This window comes from Vibrio sp. D431a (assembly GCF_030248655.1).
GTDB classification, from domain to species: domain Bacteria; phylum Pseudomonadota; class Gammaproteobacteria; order Enterobacterales; family Vibrionaceae; genus Vibrio; species Vibrio alginolyticus.
In genome coordinates this window covers 95,651-117,555 of sequence record NZ_JAHGAP010000009.1, presented here as the reverse complement: position 1 = coordinate 117,555, position 21,905 = coordinate 95,651, and the positions used below count along the sequence as shown (strand labels likewise).

21 protein-coding genes are annotated in these 21,905 nt (G+C 45.1%); 11 read left to right on the top strand and 10 right to left on the bottom strand.

The window, feature by feature from the left end; translation table 11 throughout:
- Window positions 1-114 precede the first annotated feature (114 nt).
- The 4 genes from KJB35_RS06805 to btuD all read left to right on the top strand — a co-directional run bounded on the left by KJB35_RS06805 (window position 115) and on the right by btuD (window position 5,046).
- Window positions 115-1,911: a M3 family oligoendopeptidase gene (locus KJB35_RS06805; RefSeq protein ID WP_017633944.1), complete on the top strand. Its 1,797-nt coding sequence runs from the start codon at window positions 115-117 to the stop codon at window positions 1,909-1,911.
- A 274-nt stretch (window positions 1,912-2,185) separates the two neighbouring features.
- A complete protein-coding gene (locus KJB35_RS06800; RefSeq protein WP_017820882.1) occupies window positions 2,186-3,214 on the top strand; it encodes a succinylglutamate desuccinylase in 1,029 nt (342 codons plus the stop codon).
- An 82-nt stretch (window positions 3,215-3,296) separates the two neighbouring features.
- Complete coding sequence (gene btuC, locus KJB35_RS06795; protein WP_005377877.1) at window positions 3,297-4,292, top strand: vitamin B12 ABC transporter permease BtuC; 996 nt, start codon at window positions 3,297-3,299, stop codon at window positions 4,290-4,292.
- The gene (gene btuD / locus KJB35_RS06790; RefSeq protein WP_017820884.1) at window positions 4,279-5,046 is read left to right on the top strand and encodes a vitamin B12 ABC transporter ATP-binding protein BtuD; all 768 of its coding nucleotides are present in this window, start codon (window positions 4,279-4,281) and stop codon (window positions 5,044-5,046) included. The genes btuC and btuD overlap by 14 nt, the downstream gene beginning before the upstream one ends.
- Before the next feature lie 69 nt (window positions 5,047-5,115).
- Here btuD and KJB35_RS06785 read toward each other — a convergent pair whose 3' ends face one another.
- The 3 genes from KJB35_RS06785 to KJB35_RS06775 form a co-directional block, all read right to left on the bottom strand.
- Window positions 5,116-5,691: a nucleoside triphosphate pyrophosphohydrolase family protein gene (locus KJB35_RS06785; protein ID WP_005377875.1), complete on the bottom strand. Its 576-nt coding sequence runs from the start codon at window positions 5,689-5,691 to the stop codon at window positions 5,116-5,118.
- A 109-nt stretch (window positions 5,692-5,800) separates the two neighbouring features.
- On the bottom strand, window positions 5,801-6,373 hold the full coding sequence (locus tag KJB35_RS06780) for a DUF1415 domain-containing protein (protein WP_025766766.1): 573 nt from the start codon (window positions 6,371-6,373) through the stop codon (window positions 5,801-5,803).
- An 89-nt stretch (window positions 6,374-6,462) separates the two neighbouring features.
- Window positions 6,463-7,686: an MFS transporter gene (locus tag KJB35_RS06775; RefSeq protein ID WP_154204656.1), complete on the bottom strand. Its 1,224-nt coding sequence runs from the start codon at window positions 7,684-7,686 to the stop codon at window positions 6,463-6,465.
- A gap of 106 nt (window positions 7,687-7,792) precedes the next feature.
- On the opposite strand from KJB35_RS06775, the gene KJB35_RS06770 reads away from it, so the two are divergent.
- The gene (locus KJB35_RS06770) at window positions 7,793-8,662 is read left to right on the top strand and encodes a LysR family transcriptional regulator (RefSeq protein WP_149191862.1); all 870 of its coding nucleotides are present in this window, start codon (window positions 7,793-7,795) and stop codon (window positions 8,660-8,662) included.
- Between the two features lie 27 nt (window positions 8,663-8,689).
- On the opposite strand, the gene KJB35_RS06765 is transcribed toward KJB35_RS06770, so the two are convergent.
- Window positions 8,690-8,920, bottom strand: coding sequence for a glutaredoxin family protein (locus KJB35_RS06765; protein WP_005377871.1), 231 nt, complete (start codon window positions 8,918-8,920; stop codon window positions 8,690-8,692).
- 138 nt (window positions 8,921-9,058) lie between these two features.
- Between KJB35_RS06765 and KJB35_RS06760 the strand changes: the two genes are divergently transcribed.
- Together KJB35_RS06760 and rlmF are read left to right on the top strand one after the other, a co-directional pair.
- Window positions 9,059-9,574, top strand: a complete 516-nt coding sequence (locus KJB35_RS06760) for a M48 family metallopeptidase (protein WP_005377870.1) — start codon at window positions 9,059-9,061, stop codon at window positions 9,572-9,574.
- Window positions 9,561-10,688 (top strand): 23S rRNA (adenine(1618)-N(6))-methyltransferase RlmF, encoded by a 1,128-nt coding sequence (gene rlmF, locus KJB35_RS06755; RefSeq protein ID WP_115385898.1) that lies wholly within the window; start codon window positions 9,561-9,563, stop codon window positions 10,686-10,688. The genes KJB35_RS06760 and rlmF overlap by 14 nt, the downstream gene beginning before the upstream one ends.
- A 71-nt stretch (window positions 10,689-10,759) precedes the next feature.
- Here the strand turns inward: rlmF and KJB35_RS06750 are convergent, their stop codons facing one another.
- The 6 genes from KJB35_RS06750 to KJB35_RS06725 all read right to left on the bottom strand — a co-directional run bounded on the left by KJB35_RS06750 (window position 10,760) and on the right by KJB35_RS06725 (window position 17,289).
- Complete coding sequence (locus KJB35_RS06750) at window positions 10,760-11,080, bottom strand: hypothetical protein (RefSeq protein WP_149191861.1); 321 nt, start codon at window positions 11,078-11,080, stop codon at window positions 10,760-10,762.
- 70 nt (window positions 11,081-11,150) lie between these two features.
- Window positions 11,151-12,746, bottom strand: a complete 1,596-nt coding sequence (locus KJB35_RS06745; protein WP_054730106.1) for a S41 family peptidase — start codon at window positions 12,744-12,746, stop codon at window positions 11,151-11,153.
- A 365-nt stretch (window positions 12,747-13,111) separates the two neighbouring features.
- A complete protein-coding gene (locus KJB35_RS06740) occupies window positions 13,112-13,876 on the bottom strand; it encodes a hypothetical protein (protein ID WP_005377865.1) in 765 nt (254 codons plus the stop codon).
- Window positions 13,877-13,906: 30 nt separating this feature from the next.
- The gene (locus KJB35_RS06735) at window positions 13,907-14,581 is read right to left on the bottom strand and encodes a GntR family transcriptional regulator (protein WP_005377862.1); all 675 of its coding nucleotides are present in this window, start codon (window positions 14,579-14,581) and stop codon (window positions 13,907-13,909) included.
- Window positions 14,582-14,733: 152 nt separating this feature from the next.
- The gene (locus KJB35_RS06730) at window positions 14,734-16,266 is read right to left on the bottom strand and encodes an aldehyde dehydrogenase (NADP(+)) (RefSeq protein ID WP_186585045.1); all 1,533 of its coding nucleotides are present in this window, start codon (window positions 16,264-16,266) and stop codon (window positions 14,734-14,736) included.
- A gap of 21 nt (window positions 16,267-16,287) precedes the next feature.
- A complete protein-coding gene (locus KJB35_RS06725; protein WP_047008677.1) occupies window positions 16,288-17,289 on the bottom strand; it encodes a 4-hydroxyproline epimerase in 1,002 nt (333 codons plus the stop codon).
- Window positions 17,290-17,398: 109 nt separating this feature from the next.
- Here KJB35_RS06725 and KJB35_RS06720 point away from each other — a divergent pair, with 109 nt between their 5' ends.
- The 4 genes from KJB35_RS06720 (at window position 17,399) to KJB35_RS06705 (ending at window position 21,887) form a co-directional block, all read left to right on the top strand.
- Window positions 17,399-18,655 (top strand): FAD-binding oxidoreductase, encoded by a 1,257-nt coding sequence (locus tag KJB35_RS06720; protein ID WP_213963176.1) that lies wholly within the window; start codon window positions 17,399-17,401, stop codon window positions 18,653-18,655.
- Between the two features lie 125 nt (window positions 18,656-18,780).
- Window positions 18,781-19,854, top strand: a complete 1,074-nt coding sequence (locus tag KJB35_RS06715; protein WP_017633955.1) for a polyamine ABC transporter substrate-binding protein — start codon at window positions 18,781-18,783, stop codon at window positions 19,852-19,854.
- Window positions 19,855-19,941: 87 nt separating this feature from the next.
- A complete protein-coding gene (locus KJB35_RS06710; RefSeq protein ID WP_213870096.1) occupies window positions 19,942-20,916 on the top strand; it encodes an ornithine cyclodeaminase family protein in 975 nt (324 codons plus the stop codon).
- A gap of 56 nt (window positions 20,917-20,972) precedes the next feature.
- Window positions 20,973-21,887, top strand: coding sequence for a dihydrodipicolinate synthase family protein (locus KJB35_RS06705; RefSeq protein ID WP_238842814.1), 915 nt, complete (start codon window positions 20,973-20,975; stop codon window positions 21,885-21,887).
- Window positions 21,888-21,905: the final 18 nt, after the last annotated feature.

The window sequence follows — 21,905 nt, the reverse complement described above, 5'->3', positions numbered from 1 at the left end:
AATGCCCAGAACGATATTGCTTACGGGCATAGTCACGGAAGATGTCAGTGGAAGCCCATCTGCTAGGTGCAGGAAGCGAAAATTGACTCAGTTACATAAAAAGGAAATATAGAAATGACAACGCCGAGTTGGGATTTGTCCATCGTTTATAACGACCTTTCTGACCCACGAATTCAAGACGATATTGCTCTTGTGGAACAATGTATTGATCTTTTGAATAAACAATCAGCAGATTGTGGCAACGTAGAGATCATGCAAAATGCGATTTTGACCAATGAAGCTGCGAGTCGTTTAGCGGGCACAGTTGCAAATTTTGCGAGTTGTTATGCTTCTGTTGATGCAACAAACGCCGAAGCGAAATCGTTACTTGGTAAAATGACCCGCATCTTTTCGGAGCTTTCCCAAGCGTTCAGTCCCTTTGATTTGACACTAACGCATGCCGACGAAGAGTTTATCTTGCGCGTGTTAGACCATGAGAATCCTGATATCAGTGGGCAAGCTTTTTCTATCTTGAATTCTAGAAAGTTGGCGGATACTCGTCTTAGCAACGCAGAAGAACAGTTACTGGCTGCGATGAGTGTGGATGGCAAATCGGCTTGGGGTAACCTATACGATAACCTGACTGGCTCATTGAAAGTGAAGCTTGAGTACACAGATGGTAATAGTGAAGAGCTTGGGTTTTCTCAAGCGGCAAGCATTCTTTATGGTTCTGAATTCGAGCGTCAAGAAGCCGCGTGGCGAGGCGTACAAGATGCAATGCAAACGCACCAAGAATCATTCGCTGCGATTTTGAATGCGTTAGCAGGATGGCGCTTAACTGAAAACAAAAAGCGTTCTACGAAGCGTGAAGTTCACTTCCTAGAGCCGAGTTTGCATGGTAGCCGAATCCAAGCTAAAACTTTAAATGCGATGATGACCGTAGCCAAAGACAGTCGAGCTATTGGTCAGAAAGCGGGTTTATTGATGGCGCAAGTACATGGTCTGGATGAGATGAAACCTTGGAATCATCTGGCGGCTATGCCTGCTTTGAGCGGTGAAGCGAAGGTTTACGACTTTGATGAAGCGATTGAGGTTATTTGTGAAGCATTTGAAACAGTAAACCCTGAGATGTCGGAATTTGTCCGTTTGATGGTACAAAATGGTTGGATTGATGCCGCGCCAAATGCTAACAAGCGTCTTGGCGCATACTGCACCAAACTGCCAGCAACGCGAACACCACTTGTGTTTATGACTTGGAGTGGCAGCCGTTCAGACCTTATGACTCTGGCACATGAACTTGGCCATGCGTTCCATAACTGGGTTATTCGTGATTTGCCACTTTGCCAAACTTACTACCCAATGACGTTAGCAGAAACCGCCTCTATCTTTGCAGAAAACATCGTTCGTGATCATTTGATTTCGAAAGCTGAGAGCGTTGATGAAAAGCTCGAGATGTTGTGGGAAGAGTTGTCATCGGCGCTAGCTTTAATGATCAACATTCCGGTTCGCTACGAGTTTGAAAAATCGTTCTATGAACGCCGCCAGGATGGAGAGTTAACCGCAGATGAATTCTGTGAGTTGATGTCAGAAACTTGGAAAGAATGGTATGGCGACGTAATGAGCGAACCGGATCCGTACTTCTGGGCAAGCAAGTTGCACTTTTCTATTGATAGCGTGAGCTTTTATAACTACCCATACCTATTTGGTTTCTTGTTTAGCAAGGGTATCTATGCACAGCGAGAAAACAAAGGCGAAGCGTTTTACACCGATTACATCAATTTGCTGCGCGATACAGGCTGCATGATGGCGGAAGATGTCGTCGAAAAGCACCTGTCGATGGATTTAACCCAGCCAACGTTTTGGCAGCAGAGTGTTGAGCTAGTGCGTGAAAAAGTCGATGAGTTTGAGCGTTTGCTCGCACAGCGCGGCTAAGTTTTTCGCAGTGTTGATGCATAATCTGCTTTATAGCTACAAAAATTTGATCAAATCATAATGATCTTAATCAGGGCTGTGGTAAAGTTCACAGCCCTAACACTTTGTAATTGTTTGAAAATTAAACGCCTCAATGCTTGATTTGAGTGCCTGGCGCGAAAAGGCATCGGATTTTCGAGGGAAATAGTGATTTCTACTCATAAGTGAGATCGCAGCAACAAAAATCCTTTGTACAATTTATTAACATATCCGCCGTGCTATTAAGGAGTAACGCATGACGAAGTCTCTCTTTCGCCAATCGTTTTTAACTGACACGTTAGATGTTCATATTGATGTTGCACCAGCGGAGCAGGTGCTTTCTAGCGGTGTAAAACTTAAACTCTATCAGCGTGGTGTATTAGAAGTAATCCCTGCGAATTATACTCAGGATACGAAGAACATCATCATCTCTTGTGGGGTTCACGGAGATGAAACCGCACCGATGGAGCTGGTGGATTCCATTATTCAAGACATAGAATCTGGGTTCCAGACGGTCGATACCCGTTGTCTGTTCATTATCGCTCACCCAGAATCCACTCTGGCGCACACGCGATTCCTCGAAGAAAACCTCAACCGTCTGTTTGACGAAAAAGAACATAAACAGACAAAAGAGCTTGTTATCGCCGATACACTTAAGCTGCTTGTTCGAGATTTTTATCAGGATACCGACCCGACAACACGCTGGCACCTTGATTTACACTGCGCGATTAGAGGCTCGAAGCACTATACGTTTGCAGTAAGTCCTAAGACTCGTCATCCTGTGCGCAGCAAGGCATTGATCGATTTCTTGGACAGTGCACACATTGAAGCTGTGCTCCTGTCAAACTCACCATCGAGCACGTTTAGCTGGTACAGTGCCGAGAACTTTGGTGCGCAGGCTCTCACAATGGAGCTTGGACGCGTGGCTCGTATTGGTGAAAATGACCTCGATAAACTGACCGCGTTTGATTTGTCTTTACGTAATTTGATTGCGGAAACGAAGCCAGAACACCTACCAAAACCATGCATTAAGTATCGCGTAAGTCGCACAATCGTTCGTTTGAACGAAGACTTTGACTTTATGTTCGACGATAATGTTGAAAACTTCACCTCATTTGTTCACGGCGAAGTGTTTGGTCATGATGGCGACAAACCATTAATGGCGAAGAATGAAAACGAAGCGATTGTCTTCCCGAACCGCCACGTCGCAATAGGTCAACGTGCAGCTCTGATGGTTTGTGAAGTGAAAACCCGTTTTGAAGAGGGTGAGTTGGTTTACGATTAATCCAACATTGCTTTGAGAAGTTAATTGCAATTTACCGAGGCTTAACTGTAAGGTTAAGCCTCGTTTGTTTTTATCGGCCGCTATGGATTTTCAACAACTTATCCTGAACAAGGAACGACGCTGGCAACGTAACCTGATGGTTATGTCGATCGTGCTCGCTGTACTCTCTGCCATTCACTTGATGGTCGGAGAAATTTTCCTTTCTCCTTTTCAATCCTTATCTGCATTTGAACAGAAGTTATTGGTGGACTTGCGTTTACCGAGGTTAGTGTCTGCGGCAATTATTGGTGCTGCGTTAGCGGTATCTGGCGCGACGTTACAAGTGTTGCTTGGGAACGTGTTGGCTGAACCTGGCGTGCTCGGTATATCTGGTGGTGCAAGCTTAGCAATGGTCTTAATCATGTTCGCGTCACCTGTTCTTCCTACCCCGATTGTTTTTATGTTGGCAGCGATTGCAGGCTCGATGGTCTTCACGTTTGTTTTGGTGGCGATAGCAAGGGCAATGCACCTGACGACGGCTCGATTGCTTTTGGTTGGGGTCGCATTGGGTATTTTATCGAGCGCGATTGTGACGTGGGCTTTTTACTTTAGTGATGATCTTAGCTTACGCCAACTGATGTATTGGTTAATGGGCAGTATTGGCGGTGCGAGTTGGTATCAACATACCGTTACCTTGGTGATGTTACCGGTGCTCATCTGGTTATGTTGTAAAGGCAAATCGCTTGATAGATTGATGCTGGGTGAGATTCATGCGACCCAATTGGGTGTCGATGTGCATCAAATGCGTTGGAAATTGATCCTCGCCATTTCTGTTTTGGTGGGTAGTTCAGTCGCTTTGGGTGGCATCATCAGTTTTGTTGGTTTGGTGGTGCCGCACTTGTTGCGTTTGGCTTTTGGTACGGAAAACCGTTATTTATTGCCACTTTCTGCAATATCTGGTGCTGCGTTGCTTGTATTTGCTGACATCGGCGCAAGACTGTTATTGGACTCCGCAGAGTTACCTTTAGGTGTCATGACAACATCGATTGGCGCACCTATTTTCATCTGGATGCTGGTGAAGAGTCATGATGCACGTTAAACATATGTCGGTTGGTAGTCGATTATTGCCTCTTTCTTTTGAATGCAAAGCTGGCGAAATCGTACATATCGTTGGGCCTAATGGTTCCGGTAAGAGTACTTTATTGGCTGCGATTTCTGGTACGTTAAGTCACCGAGACGGTATGAGTGGTGAAGTGTACGTTGGCAACAAAAACTTGCTTACTTTACCGTTGTCAGAGCAAGCTCATGTTCGAGGTTATTTGTGTCAGCAATCGCGCCCAGCGTTTAATGTTGATGTGTTTCAGTATCTCGCTTTATCTCTGCCAAGTGGTGCTGAGATTGCGGATATCAAAGTGCGTGATGCCGTCAATATGGTGGTGGAGCTGGTACAACTGCAAGATAAGCTTCATCGCAGTATTCAAACATTATCCGGTGGTGAGTGGCAGCGTGTCCGATTAGCAGGTGTATGTTTGCAGGTGTGGCGTACCATTAATCCTTTTTCGCAGTTTTTAATTTTGGATGAGCCAGCAGCACCGTTAGATATTGCGCAAGAGGGTCTGCTCTATCAATTGATTAACGCTATGGCGGCGCAGGGAATTGGAGTATTGGTTGCTAATCACGATCTCAATCGCACATTAAAGCACGCAGATAAAGTATTGCTGCTTAACAACGGTGTGCTGCACTCATCAGGAAGTGCCGATACTGTGCTAACGGAAGAAGCTCTCGGGGAAGTGTTCAATACTCAAGTCAAAAAGGTCATCGTAGATGAGCAACCTTATTTAATCTTTGATTAGTATTTAGGGACAATAAAAAAACGACCTACTTGAGGTCGTTTTTTTAATCGAGAAAGCCAAACTCAACGCTTATTGAGTTAACGGTTTTAGATCTGCTGGCCGGTAGTAAACAGATTTGAGTACTTTGCCTTTACGAATGGTTTTACCTTCCGATACGAAATCTTCGGCGCATTTCGCGATGATGTATTCACCTTTCTGCACCGCCATCAACTTGATGCCTTGTTCCGCGTAGAATGCTTCTGTTTCTGAGTACTCTTGCTCGTTACGGCATACTTTGCTCATGTTGCTTGAATGGACTTCATCCCAGCAAGGAATAAATTCGATACCACGGTTTACCGCAACGTTTAATAGAAGATCAATTAAGTAGCTGATCGCCAGGTTGTCTTCTACTTTGCTGTGGCCAAGATGAACGAGACGGCCCATTAATACATACACGCTGTCTACGATGGCATCTGCTTGCTCAGTTTTACAATCTGCTTCTGCTAGCTCTGTTAGCTCTTCGATCGCCAAAGAGGTGTGTAGTGTGTCTGCTTGCGTATCAAGGCTTGCAGCGTCTGCGACTGGTAAGTCGAACGTACTACGGAACTCGGTGATATCACGGTATAAGTGATCAAAAATCTCTTGGGTTAGCTTTGACAGTTGCATTCTAATTTCCATTGAATCGATTGAAGCGGCAATGATACCAAACCGCACTTTGAACCCCAAGGGCATTGCATCTAACTGGTGATAAATCTGCCTTTGGGAATGGTGGTGCTTAACGAAATAGGTAAGGGAACAGCTTTTTACGTTCTTCCTCTGAAAGGGCGGAAACACGAGCGATGTTCGTATCGGGAATGGATTCAGGATCAGGATAGTGTTTTAGTACCTTTTCCATACTCTCTTCGCGAATCAAATGGAAGATCGGGTAAGGAGAACGATTGGTTAGGTTTTCGTCGTCTTCAGGCCTTGCGCCGCCAAAACAGTAATCAGGATGGAAAGTCGCTACTTGGAAAACACCTTCCCAGTTTTGCTGCTTAATTAATCCTTCAACCCAATCTATGCAAAAGTTGTAGTCCCAGAAATCTTGTAGCATGTTGGGAACCACAACCAACGTGGTCTCAAGTTGTTCGGGTTCTGTGTTACTCAGCTCAATCAGCTGCAATAAAATATCTTCTAGAAGCGCTTCTTCTTGAGTCGCTTCACTAACAAAGATTTTGATTTGTTTATTACGTTGCGGCTTGGCAGCAAATGGACAAAGGTTGAGACCGATTACTACATCGTTGAGCCATTGATCGACCTGTTGAGTGATCGCTTCGATATCTGTGTTTTGTGTTGAACGCGTTGACATACGACTTTCTGGTTTTTATTAAAGTAGCGCAAGCATAGCAGAGTTGGTTATCCAAGTAACCAGAGAGGTATTACGCAAATGAGCGTACCTTAGCTACTCTTTAAACTCGCAGCGTCAGGTGTTTGGTCAGTATGCTTTCTTTCGGCAATGTGTTTCAAATACGCAATTGCAGCAAACATCGCTAGGTAGACTGCGCTTCCTCCCATAAGAACACTCGACCAACCACCATGTTGCCAACAATAAAGAAGTAAGAATCCTCCTAAGCTACCGCCTACGTAGTAGTGTACTAAGTAGAGCGCTGTCGCGGTGGCTTTGGCGCGAGTGGCGTTCTGACCGACCCAACCGTAGGCGAGGGTATGAGTAAAGAAGGCACCAAAACTTATCAGCAACAACCCAAATAGCATTGCAGTCAAGCTTTCAACCGCCGCAATCCACATCCCCGCCATGCTCACTATCGCGCCTAAGAACATACCGAGGATTGATGAATAACGTTTACTCCATTGGCCTGCGCAACGAGAGGAGAAAGTCCCTCCCAAGTAACAAATAAAGATCAGTGAGGCCAACCCGACGGGCACATTGTGAGGTTCACTCACCAGACGGAAACCCATGACGGAGTAAAGGTTGACGAACAAAGCAAAGTTGAGTCCTCCTATCAGCATTGCGAACCACACGCGTTGGTTTTTAAAATGACCAATAAGCGCACGATTTTGATGGCGCAAGCTGCTTGATGACGGGGTGAAGTTGCGCTGTGTTGGCAATAAATAGTGAACGCCAATGACACCAAGAAGAGTGAACACCATCATAACTTCAATGGCGACATCAACACTGAAATTGTCCGCCAATAAGCCGCCGCTAATACGCCCTGCAATACCGCCTAATGAGTTAGCCGCAATGTACGTTCCAATTGCCATCGAGAAAGCGTGCTTGTCGAGCTCTTCTGCCATGTAAGCCACGGCGACTGCAGCAAAAGCTGCGAGCGCGACACCGATCAGTGCTCGACATACCACCAAAAACAGAAATGAGTCACCAAATAGCATCAAAGCGGAAAGGGTAGGAATCGAAAACAGACCAGCCATCATGACTGGCTTTCTTCCCACTGATTCTGACAACACAGCCATTGGAACGAGGCTAAAAGAGAGAGCGAGTGTTGAGGCCGCAAATAGCCAGTTAACTTGCGTTTCTGAGATCGTGAAAATTTGGGCAAAAGTGGGCAGCATTGGCTGTAGTAGGTATAAATTTGAAAAAACCAAGAAGGAACCAAGCGCAAGCGAGAGCGTAATGCGTTTGTATTCCGGTGTGCCAAAACTGACCATGAATCCTGCCTAATGTGAGCAAATGGAGAGACTGTGATCAATCTATCAGTTCGTTATAAATTAAAAAAATATATTAAAAATATGGACACCATATATTTTTGATCTAATGGAATCGAAACAACTTAAATATTTTCTGGCGGTCGCTGAACACGGAAACATTACCCATGCGGCGAAAGCCCTGCATATTGCCCAGCCCGCATTAAGCATTTCTATCAAAAAGTTTGAGCAGTCTTTGGGCGTAACCCTATTTCGCCGTGATGATAAAAAAATCAGCTTAACGAAAGAGGGCGAAACGCTACTTATACATGCCAAGCGGGTGATTCAACAGTTGCACGACGCGCAGCTCGCGATTGATGAGTTGAAAGGTTTAGCGAAAGGAGAAGTACGACTCGGAACGCCATCAATGATGGGCAGTTATTTCTTTCCACGAATTGTGATGGCGTTTAAAAGCCAATTCCCGGAGTTAAAATTGACCTTGGTCGAAGCTGGGACTCAATCGATTCGTCGTATGCTGCTCAATGGTCAACTCGATATCGGTGTGATCAGTTGTGATAACGTGCCTGATGATCTAGAAACTGACCATTTGTTTACTAGCCAAATGGTCGCAGTTGTTTCACCTGAGCATGAGTTAGCCCAGCGACACGCTCTTACTTTTGATGAGTTCTTTGAACACGATTTGGTTATGTTTCAGCATGGTTATTTTCACCGCGAATTTTTGGATCAGGTGAGTGAGGAGCATGGGTTTACCATGAAGTCATCATTCGAGACCAACTTACTGCCTTTGATTTTGAGTATTGTAAAACAAGAGTTTGCGATTACCGCGTTACTGGAATTGGTGACTCAACATGAGTCGGGCGTTGTTGGCTTACCGTTTGAACCACCAGTGACGCTAGATCTGGCACTTGCTTGGCGCAAGCAGGGGTACTTATCAATAGCAGATCGAACGTTTATCGACTTTATCAAGCGCTACGTTTAAACGCAGCGCAGATTCATCGTCCGAGCACTAGTCGCCTTTGTACATCTTCTCGAAGTTCTTTGGGTTCCAGCCAATCATTACCCGATCACCAATTTTTAAAACTGGCACTGAACGAGCACCAAGCGCATCAAGTTCTTTGCGACCGCGTTGCATCTTAGCATTGCACAAACGATAGTTAATATTTTTCGAATCCAGATAACGTTGAGCATCTTTGCAGTGAGGGCATTTGTCTTTGACGTAAAGGACGACACGTTTCATTGAGTTTCTCTCCATTATCATTGGGAGGCGAAGTTTAACGGCCTTTCACAATAAATGAAAGGCGAAAGCTAAGGTGAAACTGTCCTTTATCTCAGGTATATTGAGCGCCTTTATTTTGTCATAACAGACGTTAATTCTATGCATCCGTCACTTCGATACATTCAAGGCTACCCACAAAACATCGTAGAGCAGGTGAGCTCGTTGATAGCGAGTGGCAAGTTTGTTCCTTGGTTCGAGAAGCGTTATCCCGACAGGCACCAAATCAAAAGCGAAAGGGCGCTCTATGAGTACGCCATGGCAATCAAAAACCGCTACATGAAGAAAGCCGCGCCAATCAGTAAAGTCGTCTACGATAAGAAAATTCACGCGGTAAACAACGCGCTTGGTTTGCACAGTGTAATCAGTAGAAACCATGGCGGTAAGCTGAAGTCGAAAAACGAGATTCGCATTGCCAATGTATTTAAGGATGCGCCCGAGCCACTATTAAGAATGCTGGTGGTACATGAGTTGGCGCATACTCGTGAGAAAAACCACGACAAGGCGTTCTATCAGCTATGTTGCTATATGGAGCCTGAGTATCACCAACTCGAATTTGATGCTCGTTTGTTTATGATTTACCTCGATTTAAAAGCGAATTTGAATGAAGAACAATAATCACAACGCGAAGCAAGCAAAGCCAAAGACTTCAAAGGCGGCTCAGAATAAAGACGCGAATAAAGCCAAGCCGAAGCGTGTTAAAGACAAAGTTGCGCGCAAATCCTCGCAGCCTGCAGGAAAGAGCGAAGTCGAGTTCATAAAAATAGCGAAGAATGGTTTGCATGAGCGTAATGTTCATCGAGGTCGTTACGATTTTAAAAAACTCGTGGAAAGTGAACCACAGTTAAAGCCATTCGTTATCAAAAATCCGAAAGGGGAAGACTCCATAAACTTCTCTGATCCTAACGCTGTTAAAATTCTCAATAAAGCATTGCTTGCTGCGTATTATGGTATCGAGTTCTGGGGCATTCCCGACACCTACCTTTGCCCACCGATTCCGGGCCGCGCTGATTACATTCACCGAGTGGCAGAACTTCTTGATGGTGAAGTAAAAGGTCAGTACGCGCACCAAAAAGTGAAAGCGTTGGACATTGGCGTGGGAGCAAACTGTATTTATCCGATTGTTGGTGTAACAAAATACGGTTGGCACTATACGGGCAGCGATGTCGATCCAAAATCCATCCAATCGGCTCAAACGATCGTAGAGCACAATCGTGTTTTGAAGGGAAAAATTGCACTGGTACAGCAATACAATGATGCCAATATTTATCGAGGTATCATTCAACCGAATGATCGTTATGATGTGACGACATGTAATCCGCCATTCCACCGTTCGGCGGAAGATGCCGCTATGGGCAGCCAGCGTAAAATCGATAATCTAAAAGCAAACCAGCGCAAGAAAGGGCTAAAACCTCAAACCGCACCAGTAAAGACAAGTAAGCCTGCGTTGAATTTTGGCGGTCAAAACGCTGAATTGTGGTGTGAAGGCGGAGAAGCGGCGTTTATCCGAAAAATGGCGAATGAAAGCCAAGCTTTTGCCGCACAGGTCTTGTGGTTTACAACACTTATATCCAAAAAAGACAACGTTCGCCCGATGCGCAAGCAGCTTGAAAAATTGGGTGTGAAAGCCATTCGTGTGGTTGAAATGAGTCAAGGGCAGAAAGTGAGCCGCTTTGTAGCTTGGTCATACATGGATAAGCAACAGCGCAAAGCATGGATTGAACTAAAGTAACGTTGACCGTTTCACACTGAACAATAAAGTAGGAAGCCCGCTGATATCAGCGGGCTTCTATTTTGGGAGATCTAAAACTTAATGATGGGCTCACAATCTAGTGAACTGAGAGAGACAAAAGTATCTGTTTTGGCATAGTACAAGCCACAGGTTTCACCTCTTATCTGCAACGTATATTGGTCTGGAAGATCCGTATAGCTGCCATCCAACAGTTGATTGTTGTTCCCTTTTACTCGTCCTTTTTCAATCAACACATGCGGTGAGGATTCAAATACGTTATTTGCGACTCTAGGTGCTGGTGTCCCTTGGATTTCTGCGATCGCGTTTTGAATCTCTATGACTGTTTCCGGAGAGTTCTTTTTACTCAATGCTTCAACGGGTTCTTGTGACATAGCTTGGCATCCTATCAAAGAAATCGAAGTGCCTAAGAAAAGCGCAACCCGAATCAGCATTCGTAAAAAGTTAGTTGATCTCAACATGAATTGCCTCTGTTCGTAGCGGAGAGCGAAGATCGCTTAACTCCGGAGATGAAATGTTACGCGGCATGGCGTTGAAACTTGAAGGGGATACTGGCGGACAGGTTCCAGTTTCCATGTAGTTTAGTGCCGCAGAAAGCATACCTTCAGACGGATCGCCCAATGGTTTTGTTAGGTCGTCATTGACCCAGCAACCTTCCACTCTATTGTTTAAGCCTAGCTCGGTATTGATTTGGCTCTTTGGAGTAGGAATAAAACCATCAGCGAAGTCGCCAAATTTTTTCTCGTTCGCCGACTTGAACTGAATAGTGTAGTACATAGTGCCGCAGTTTTGTTCTGGTGAGAACCCATACGGTTTACCTGTGGTTGTTGAACCTATTTGGATAACCTCCACATCAATGCCGCGCAAAGCGTTGATTAACAGTTCACTTGAGGAAGCCGTGCCTCCTGAAGTCAGCACATATACGCGCTTTTTGTTCAGTGTCGGAAGCACTTGATCCGAATATTTCTGTGCTGCCCAGTCTATTGCTAGATTCGTAAAGCGATAGATGTTATCCCCATCTTTAATGGTACGCATCACTTTGTCATTATGAATCAACTCACTGAAGACTCGGTTCTGACCAGCACCGCTTAGCATGTAGCCTACTTGCGAGGACTGAAGGACTAAGCCACCGCCGTTGTAACGTAAATCAACGACGATCTCGTCAACATTCTCTGCTGAGAGCATACTGAACGCCTCAATAAGCGGGGCTTGAGCGCTTGGTTCAAAGGAGTTGTATTGCAGATAGCCGATCCGCATACCATTGTGTGTAATCACTTTGGCATTTTTAACTGGAGAGGTCATGACATCAGAGGCGGTAAGCGTCACGGTTTTCTCTAGACCGTCAACACTCTCAAATGTGAAGGTGTAATCTTGATTGATGTCAGGGTTAAAGAGCGTTTTGTTAATAAAATCAATGTCGGACTGACTACCGGTGTTAACCACATCAATATTATTGATTTTCAGAAGCTTATCACCACGAGCAATGCCGCTTCTATCAGCTGGCGAGGCTTCTTCAGTGTAGGAAATACGAACGTCTCGAGGTTGTACGCCACGTAGGAATGCCCAGTTAAAACCAAATCCAGCAACTAAACCGGATTGCGATGATTTCATATCATCTTCATAAGGGACGGTAAAATGGAAGCGATCTTTTGGTTTACCCGTCGCGGTAGTAGCAGAGGTGACCAGCGTATTGAAGTAATCAGTAACAGTTTTGTAGTTTGCTGGATTATTATCAGGAACCTCGTCATACCATAGATACGTTTCGTTAGTAAAAGCTCTTAAAAAGAGTTTTTCGTGTAATGCAGAGCCCAATTTATCTGGATAGGCGGCATAGTTGTCATATGGGTCCAGTCCGACGCGGGGCGTTTCACATTGGTTGATAAACGTTTTCGACGGTTGGCTAAAATCATGAACTTTCCACGTTGGACCGTTTGCACTGCTAGTGGACGGAGTAGGTGATGAGCTATCACCGCCACCACCGCCACAGCCTTGTAATAATGCGAGAGTGACTGCCGTTGCTAAAGAATACTTAAATTTCACTTTTCTATGTCCTTATAAATAATAGAATTATAATTATGTGTTTTGCTTTTGTTTTTATTAGCTAGGTGAATGTATTAATTTAATTTGTTCGTCTGCAAATTTATAGTTAAATAGTGTGAGGTAAATAACGTAAAAAAGTTGTCTTTTATACTTAAGCTAAATTAGTCATTACTTAAGTTTTCTGTCTATTTCAAAAGAGCTAACAAGACAATTAATAAGTGTGAAATTAAGACAAGTTCTTAGTTGACTAAGCGACGCTTGCTAAATAAAAAATCAGAATTAGATTCAGGAAACGCTTTGAATCAATAGTTTGGTAGGGATATATGATGTTATCTCGGGGGTGTTTGATTTATTTATCTGATGCTTTAACTTAATTTAGTGAGTTGAGCGACGTGCTTTAATAAGCTTCCGTCAATGTTAGGTAAATCATCAGCGAAAAATATCTGAGCACCGGGAGTGCAGCGCATTAATATATTTGTTAGTTCACCTTCATTGTTGGAAGTGTTAACTGCGTTAAGTTTCGCTAATTTATTACAAAGCTCGTCCTCTATTTGCACTTTCTGCTCTTCGGTGAGCCTAATGCGACCTATACATACGCCTGGGTTGATATCATGAGAAAGCGAATCTTGTTGAAATCGCTCTTTGAATAAGGTGTCTAATGCCGTACCTTCTTCCATAATAAATCGACGACCAGAACGGTAAAACAAGCCGTCTCCGAAGTTTTCGACATATCCTAGAATTTCCGCGATACGCAAATAGAATCGTAAGCTTGTATCAGAAAGTCCGTAAGTTTGGGCTATCTCTTGCGGTTTAATATCACGAGAAGTCAGCATATAAATAAAATCAAGTAAATAAGGATGCTCAACGAAAAGGGCGCTCTCTTCATCTGTTAGCATTTGCTCGTTTTGGTGCTGAAGCTCGTTGGCTAAGGTTGCGAGTTCGATGAGATCGGTATTCAGGTAGTTCAGATAAATAAGTACTTTATCCAAACCTAAAGCTGGATTATGTAGGTGGCGTTTAATACTAGATAAAGGGATGCCACTTTTCTCTGACAAGGAATTGTAGCAAAGCCCTTCTTCTTTAATCTTTTGTCGTAGCGCTGCAAGTAAAAACTTTGGTCCAACATTCATCCTTGAATATCACCTTATTCGTTATTCCGTTTACTGGCTGATATTTTGCCTTTCAAGCAGCAGGTTTCGAATCGCTGTGCCCGCTTCTAGAATGTGCTTTTTCAGTAGATACTTGGCGCCTTCGATATCGCGATTTTGGCACATTTCAAACAAGCTTAAGTGCTCTTCTTCTGCCTTTTTAATGCCTGTAGTAAACAATAGCTGCATGCGTATGTATCGGTCACACTTTGTGTTCAGGTTGTAAATGACGTCCATAGTTTCAGGCATGTTGGCTGGCGCATATAGGGCTTTGTGGAACTCGTAGTTGTAGTTGCTCCATTCTTCTACTTCGTCGCCACTGTTCACTACTGACTCGAAACGTTCGCGAACTTCGCGCGCGCGTTCAAGGTCAGCGTCTGTCATATTTTGAATCGCGCGCTCTAAAATGTGGCATTCCACGACAGCGCGCAGTTCAAATAGCTCATTGATTTTCTCTGGAGATAGCTCAGTGACCGTCGCACCTTTGTGAGGTTCAAAGCTAACGAGTCCTTGTGCTTCCAATTGAACTAACGCTTCACGCACAGGAATTCGGCTAACATTAAACTCTTTTGCTAACGCATCTTGACGTAAAGGTTGACCAGTTTTTAACTCGCCCTTCAAGATCTGAGTTCGAATTGCTTCCTCAACGAGCTGAGTGCGCGTTTTAAAAACAGGTTTCTGTGACATTGAAGTCTCCCGTGAAATTAATATTGTATCCAATCCATTTTACTTTAGTAGTTTATTGTTTTTCTGGCACAAACCAACTAGGAAAGAAGGTTTTGAGAAGTAGAGTGAAATAAAAGGCATCAGTTGATGCCTTTTTGAGCCATTTGGTGGGCTTATTGGGACACACTGCCATCTATGGCGCGTTGGATACCCAGTGGGTTCGACGCTTTTAATGAATCCGGCAATAAAGATTCTGGCAAAGCTTGATAAGCGACGGGACGCAACCAACGATGAATAGCCTCCGCACCGACAGATGTTGAGGCAGAATTGGTTGAAGCCGGATATGGTCCACCATGAACCATAGCGTAACCAACCTCGACGCCAGTTGGCCAACCGTTGAATACAAGGCGTCCGGCGATTTCTTCCAAACTTGGAAGCAGTTGCTTGGCTTGTTCTTCGTCTTCAGCGGTAGCGTGAAGGGTTGCGGTGAGCGATCCAGTCAGTGAATCACTCAGTTTCAACATGTCATCGAAATCTTCACAGATTACGATTAACGATTGAGGACCAAATATTTCTTCCTCCCATTGCGGGTTTTCACGCCAGTTTTTACTGTCCGTCACGAACAGTGCTGGTGAGACATTGGTCGCTTCTGCTTGTTCAGAACGAGTGACGTTAATGCCTGTTTCGGAAGCTCGCTTATCCACTTCGGATTCATACGTTTCTCGGATTCCTTGCGTTAGCAAAGTGGCCGTTGATTGTTGTCGAATTAACCCTTGAGCGATTTCGATAAAGGCTTGCGTTTCTGGGCTATTCAAGACAAATACAACGCCTGGTTTTGTACAAAATTGTCCACAGCCCAAAGTCATAGAAGCCACAAATTCTTCAGCCAATGAGGCGTTTGCCCGTATGGCTGAAGGGAGAATAAATGTTGGATTAATCGCCCCTAGTTCGCCATAGAAGGGGATTGGCTCTGGTCTTTGCTGGGCTAGATTGAACAGCGCACGGCCACCACCGACTGAACCTGTAAACCCAACCCCTTTAATTTTTGGATGGGTAACGAGTGCTTGGCCAAGTGCACGTTTGTTACCTTGCAATAGCGTGAAGATGGCTTGCGGTAAGCACTCTTTCTCAAGTGCAGCCTCAATACACTCGGCAACAAGTTGACTGGTGCCAGGGTGGGCGGTATGGCCTTTTACAATCACAGGACAGCCAGCAGCCAGTGCCGAAGCCGTATCACCACCTGCCGTAGAAAATGCGAGCGGAAAATTAGACGCACCAAACACGGCGACAGGGCCAATTGCGATTTGTTGACGGCGAATATCTGGTTTTGGCAGTGGTTGACGGTTTGGGTTTGGCGTATCGAAAATTGCTTGATGGTGATTACCCGATCTCACAACCTCGGCAAATAGTCTTAATTGGCTCGCTGTACGTCCTATTTCACCGCTTAAACGTGCTTCGGGAAGGGCAGTTTCCAAATGAGCACGAGCAACGATTTCTTCACTCTTCACTTCCAATTCAGAGGCGATAGAGCAAAGTAAGCTCGCTCGCTTTGCATTGCTTAGTTGGCGAAACTCACGCGCAACGCTTTGGGCGGCTGAGGCGGCTTGATTAACTTCTTGCTCCCCATGCACCGGAAACGCTGTGGGTAGAGGCTCACCAGTAAAGGCGTTGACTGCGTAAAAAGTGGTTGGTTCTTGTGGGGTCATCATTCTTCCTTACTATCCTTATTACTTCACTTCAAATCCGTACGCATATGGGTCTTCATCGTCTACCCATATCGTGTTGTGACCGTATACTTGTGCCCATCCTTCAATGCTTGGCAAAATAGCGGCTTTGCCATTCACTTCGGTAATGCCTTCTATACGTCCTTGAAATAGGCTGCCGATGATACTTTCGTGAACAAAGTCTTCTCCTTGATTGAGTTTGCCTCTTGCATGCCATTGCGCCATGCGTGCACTAGTACCCGTACCACATGGCGAGCGATCCAACGCTTTGTCGCCGTAAAACACAGCATTTCGAGCGGTAGCGTTTTCTTGAGTGGGCTCTCCGGTCCATAGCACGTGAGAAACACCGCACACTGTTGGATCTTCTGGATGTACGCACTCAACCGCTCGAGATACCGCTTCGCGAACTTTTGGAGAAAGCATCAAAATTTCATCTGGAGAGTAGTGTTCAAGTCCGGCGTAGTTTTCTTGAGGATCGACGATTACGTAATAGTTTCCGCCATAAGCAACATCGACAGTGAGCTCACCTAAGCCCTCTATGTCCACGGTTACGTCTTGGTGGGCAAGGTAAGCCGGTACGTTAAATATCTTTACCGACGTGACCTTGTCACCTTTTGTTTGGTAGTGCACTTCGATTTGTCCTGCTGGGACATCAAGTATCAAACGACCTTCTTTTTGGGGAGTGATAAGGCGATTTTCGATAGCGGTGGTGACGGTTCCAATGGTGCCGTGGCCACACATTGGTAAGCAGCCACTGGTTTCAATAAACAGAATTGAAGCGTCTGCGTTATCGCTGCAAGGAGGCAAGACAACGGACCCCGACATCATCGAGTGTCCGCGAGGCTCAAACATGAGTGCCTGACGAATCCAATCATAATGCTCAAGAAAGTATTGGCGCTTTTCGCTCATGGTATTGCCTTCGAGTGGAGGCACACCGCCTGCTACCAGCCTAACTGGGTTGCCGCAGGTGTGGGCATCAATACAGAAAAAAGTTCCTTGTCTCATTTTTCGCTCCTTGCTGAAAAAATGGTTGAATTAAACAATAGTGATGTTAACGTAATGTAAAATATATTGTATACAATCTACGTTTTCAAGTGTGACTCGGAGCATATTTATGTTGGTCAAGGATGAAACTAAAAAGGAAAGGATCGCTGTGATAGGTGCGGGGATTATTGGCTTATCAATTGGCTTGAAATTGCAGCAGCAAGGTTATCAAGTCACGATTTTTGATCCCAATGGCGTGGGGAATGGATGCTCTAAGGGAAATGCAGGCCATATCGCGACTGAGCAAATCTTCCCTCTTGCAACGCCAGCGCTGCTTCCACAATTACCTAAAATGCTGCTAGATCCCAAAAGTCCGGTTTCGATCCGTTGGCAAGATATTCCAAACACAATCGGGTGGATGATTCGTTTTCTATTACAAACCAAGCCATCAGCCGCGGAGCGGGCAAAAAACGCGATTAAGAGTCTTAACGAGCGGTCAGTGGCAAGTTGGCGTGGCGTGCTTGATTCAATCGGAAAAGCGCATCTAATAAAAATGAATGGTTCATTGCTCACTTTTGAAAACGAGAAACTGTTTCAGAATTATCAAAGCACGCTTAACTCACTGGCTAAAAACGGTGTGGCGTATCAAGTTTGGACACAAGAGGAGATTCGAGAGCGGATACCTGATCTCAGCCATAAGGTTCGTGTCGGCGTCTTTTTTCCCGATACAGGTCATACGCTAGACCCCTATCAGCTCTGTGCTGAGCTAAGTGAAGCTTTTGAAGTTATTGGCGGTAAGGTTTTACAAAAAGATGTATCTGCGTTGGCGAAAAATGGCGAGGTGCTGGTTGAGTCTCAAACGTATTCATTTGACCGAATCATTGTTGCTGCTGGTGTACATTCTAAGCCTTTGATACGGCAGCTAACCGGAGTCAAAGTGCCTATTCAAGCCGAGCGTGGTTATCACCTAATGGTGGATGACAAGCGTGATGTACTGCCATTTCCTATTAGCTCTGCCGATAGAAAATTCATCATGACTCCGATGTCTGGCGGGCTACGCTTGGCAGGCACTGTTGAGTATGCCGATGTAGAATCACTACCCAATATGAAACGTTCAGAAATGCTTTTTCAGTTAGGTGATGAGATGTTTGAATCGGAGTTAAATCCACTCAAGCAAGGAGAAAAGTGGATGGGTAATCGGCCTTCAACAGTCGACTCGTTACCGGTTATTGATAGCATTTGGGATGGAAATGTATTACTGGCATTTGGCCACCAACACCTTGGATTAACTCAAGCGGCGATTACGGCAGATCTCCTTTTAGAGCTTATCGAAGGAAAGCCGACATCGATTGATCTATCACCTTTTTCATTACAACGATTCGCCTGAAAAAATTTAATATTAAATATTGTATAAAATATATTAAATGCTAATGTTAACTTAATTTTAACAAAAACTGGTGTCCAACAGCCGTACTCGGATGCCTCCAGAAAAACAACCAAAAGGAGTAATACATGTCACGAATGACCAAAGCACCATTGGCACTGTTGATTTCAGGAATGCTGTTGGGGACTTCTGCTTATGCTGAAGACAAATTGACGGTCGTATCTTGGGGTGGTGCATTCACCAAGAGCCAAGTGGAGGCATATCATAAGCCTTTCATTAAAAAAACAGGTGTTGAGATCGTATCCGAGGATTTCAGCGGCGGATTAGCCGAAATTAAAGCACAGGTGGAAGCGAACAATGTGCGCTGGGATTTGGTTTCTCTCGACAAGCCGGACATTGTTCGTGGTTGTGCAGAAGGGCTATTAGAACCAGTGAGCCCAAGTATTTTGCCTCCGGGAGCTGATGGAACACCAGCACAAGAGGATTTTATTGATGGTGCGATTCACGAATGCGCAATCAATACCATCGTTGTGTCCACTGTATTAGCGGTGAACGAAGACGCGTTTAAAGGTAAGGCTTTGCCAAGCAAGTTGACCGATCTTTTTGACCTAAAAACTTTTCCAGGTCGACGTGCATTGCAAAAACAACCTCAGGGCAATCTTGAGTGGGCACTATTGGCTGATGGTGTAAAGCCAGAAGAGGTCTACAGCCTGCTCGAAACCGAAGCGGGGCGTGAGCGTGCTTTTGCTAAGTTGGATACGATCAAATCAGAAGTACTGTGGTGGACAACAGGTGCCCAGCCACCTCAAATGCTTGCAGACAAAGAAGTGGTGATCGCCTCGGCGTTTAACGGCCGAATCCACAATGCCCGTAAAGATGAAGGTCAACCATTTCGGATTATATGGGACCGTCAAATGGGTTACATGAATGGATGGGCGATACCTAAAGGGAGTGAGAACACAAAGCTTGCATTGGACTTTATTGCTTTTTCTTCAGGAACAAAACCATTAGCTGATCAAGCTAAGTACGTTGCCTATGGGCCTACGCGTAAGTCGTCTTCGGCGGAGGTGAACCCAGACATTTTAGCGAACCTTCCTACCGCACCTCAAAACTTCCAAACCGCCTTCCTGATTAACGATGAATGGTGGTCAGACTACGCGGATGAACTCAATGAAGAGTTCAACACCTGGCTGCTTAACTAGGCGTTAGTTTTTGTATGGGGCCGAGTTTTCATCCATAAGCGAGGTTCCGTACTTTTCCTCAACCGTATTTATGTTTTCGGAGAAATAATGAAAGTCATCGAAGCACAGCAAGTCGCGCAATGTTTAACAATGGAGTCTCTTATTGAAACGATGCGTGAAATGTACTCGCGGCCAGCAACAATACCTCAACGCCGAGTCATGCCCTTAGAAGAGGGAGAATACGAGGCGTTTGCGCTACTTCCAGCTTGGAACCAGGAGTTGATTGCGGTGAAAGCCTTTACGTATTTCCCGCATAATCCCGAGCAAGGCAAAGATACGCTTGCATCTAAGCTGCTTGTTTTCAGACGAAACGATGGTGAGCCGCTCGCACTCGTGGACGGTAAAGTTTTAACGTTTTGGCGCACCGCCGCAGCTTCTGCGTTGGCAGCGGACTATTTAGCGCGTCCCTATGCTGATCGTCTGTTGATCTTCGGAACGGGCAATCTTGCGCCTTATTTTGCGTGGGCATACGCTGCGGTTCGCCCACTTAAGCAGGTTTATATTTGGGGGCGTAACTCAGACAAAGCCGAGGCGACGGTAGATGCCATTGTGTCATCTTCAGAGTATCAGTCGCTTCCTGATGAGCGTCGGTTCCGTGTTTCAGTCGTAGAAAATGTGGACCACGTTATCAAACACGTTGACATCATCAGCTGTATTACCGCATCAGCAGAGCCTTTGTTTAATGGCGCAGACGTGCAGCCGGGCACCCATATTGATTTGGTCGGTAATCATGACTTGGATAAGCGTGAATGCGACTCCGAAGCAGTGCAACGAGCACAGGTGTATGTTGATAGCCGTATTAATGTATTAGCCGAAGCGGGCGATCTTCTCATTCCAATTCAAGAGGGCGTGTTCACGTCAGACGATATCAAAGGGGAATTACCGCAGCTTTGCGCCCAACAAATCTCAGGACGTCAAAACGATGAGGTCATTACTTTATACAAATCAGTTGGCAGTGCTTTGGCTGATTTGGCCGCTGTAAAGGCGGTGTTGTTAGAAAATGGCATAGATAGCCATGTCTGAGCATTTTCGCTCGTTCATTTAAATTGCATACAATATACATATAAGGAAAGTAGTTCATGAAAATTGATTGGAAAGGTGTTTATCCGGCGGTCAGTACGCAATTTCGTCAAGATCAGTCAATCGACTTAGACGCAACGCAAACTGTTATAGATAACCAAATTAAAGATGGTGTGAATGGCATTATCTGCTTGGGTACTGTCGGTGAGAACTGTGCGTTGTACCCGGAGGAGAAACGCCAGGTCTTGCAAGCGGCAAAAGAAGTCGTAAATGGCCGTGTGCCTTTGATTGCTGGTACAGCAGAGTCTATTACCACAGCAGCTGTTGATTACATGCAGGATGCGTACAAAATTGGTATCGATGGTTGTATGGTGATGCCTGCCATGGTTTACCGCACGTCTGAGAGCGAAACGTTCGAATATTACCGCACGCTAGCAAAAGCAACGCCAGAAATGCCAATCATGATTTATAACAACCCGGTTGCTTATGGTGTCGATGTAAACCTCGATATCATGGCGAAACTGGCTGAGTTTGAAAGTATTGTAGCTATCAAAGAGTCGACCACTGATACTCGTCGTATCACCGAGCTTTACAATAAATTTGATGACCGCTTTACCGTGTTCAGTGGTGTTGATGACATCGCTCTTGAATCATTGGTGTTAGGTGCGACCGGCTGGATTTCTGGTTTAACCAACGCATTCCCAGAAGAGTCCGTTGCGATTTATAAACTGGCAAGCCAAGGTCGTTATGCTGAAGCGTTAGAGATCTACCGTTGGTTCTTACCCCTACTGCGTTTAGACACCATTCCTACGCTGGTTCAGTGCATAAAATTGGCCGAGCAAGTCTGCGGACGTGGCTCTGAACAAGTTCGTGCGCCACGCCAACTCTTACAAGGTGAAGAGCGTCAACAAGTCATTCAAATGGTTGAACACGCGTTAGAAACCCGCTTAGACCTATCCAAATACAATCTGTAATTGTGCTGTTTAGTAGAG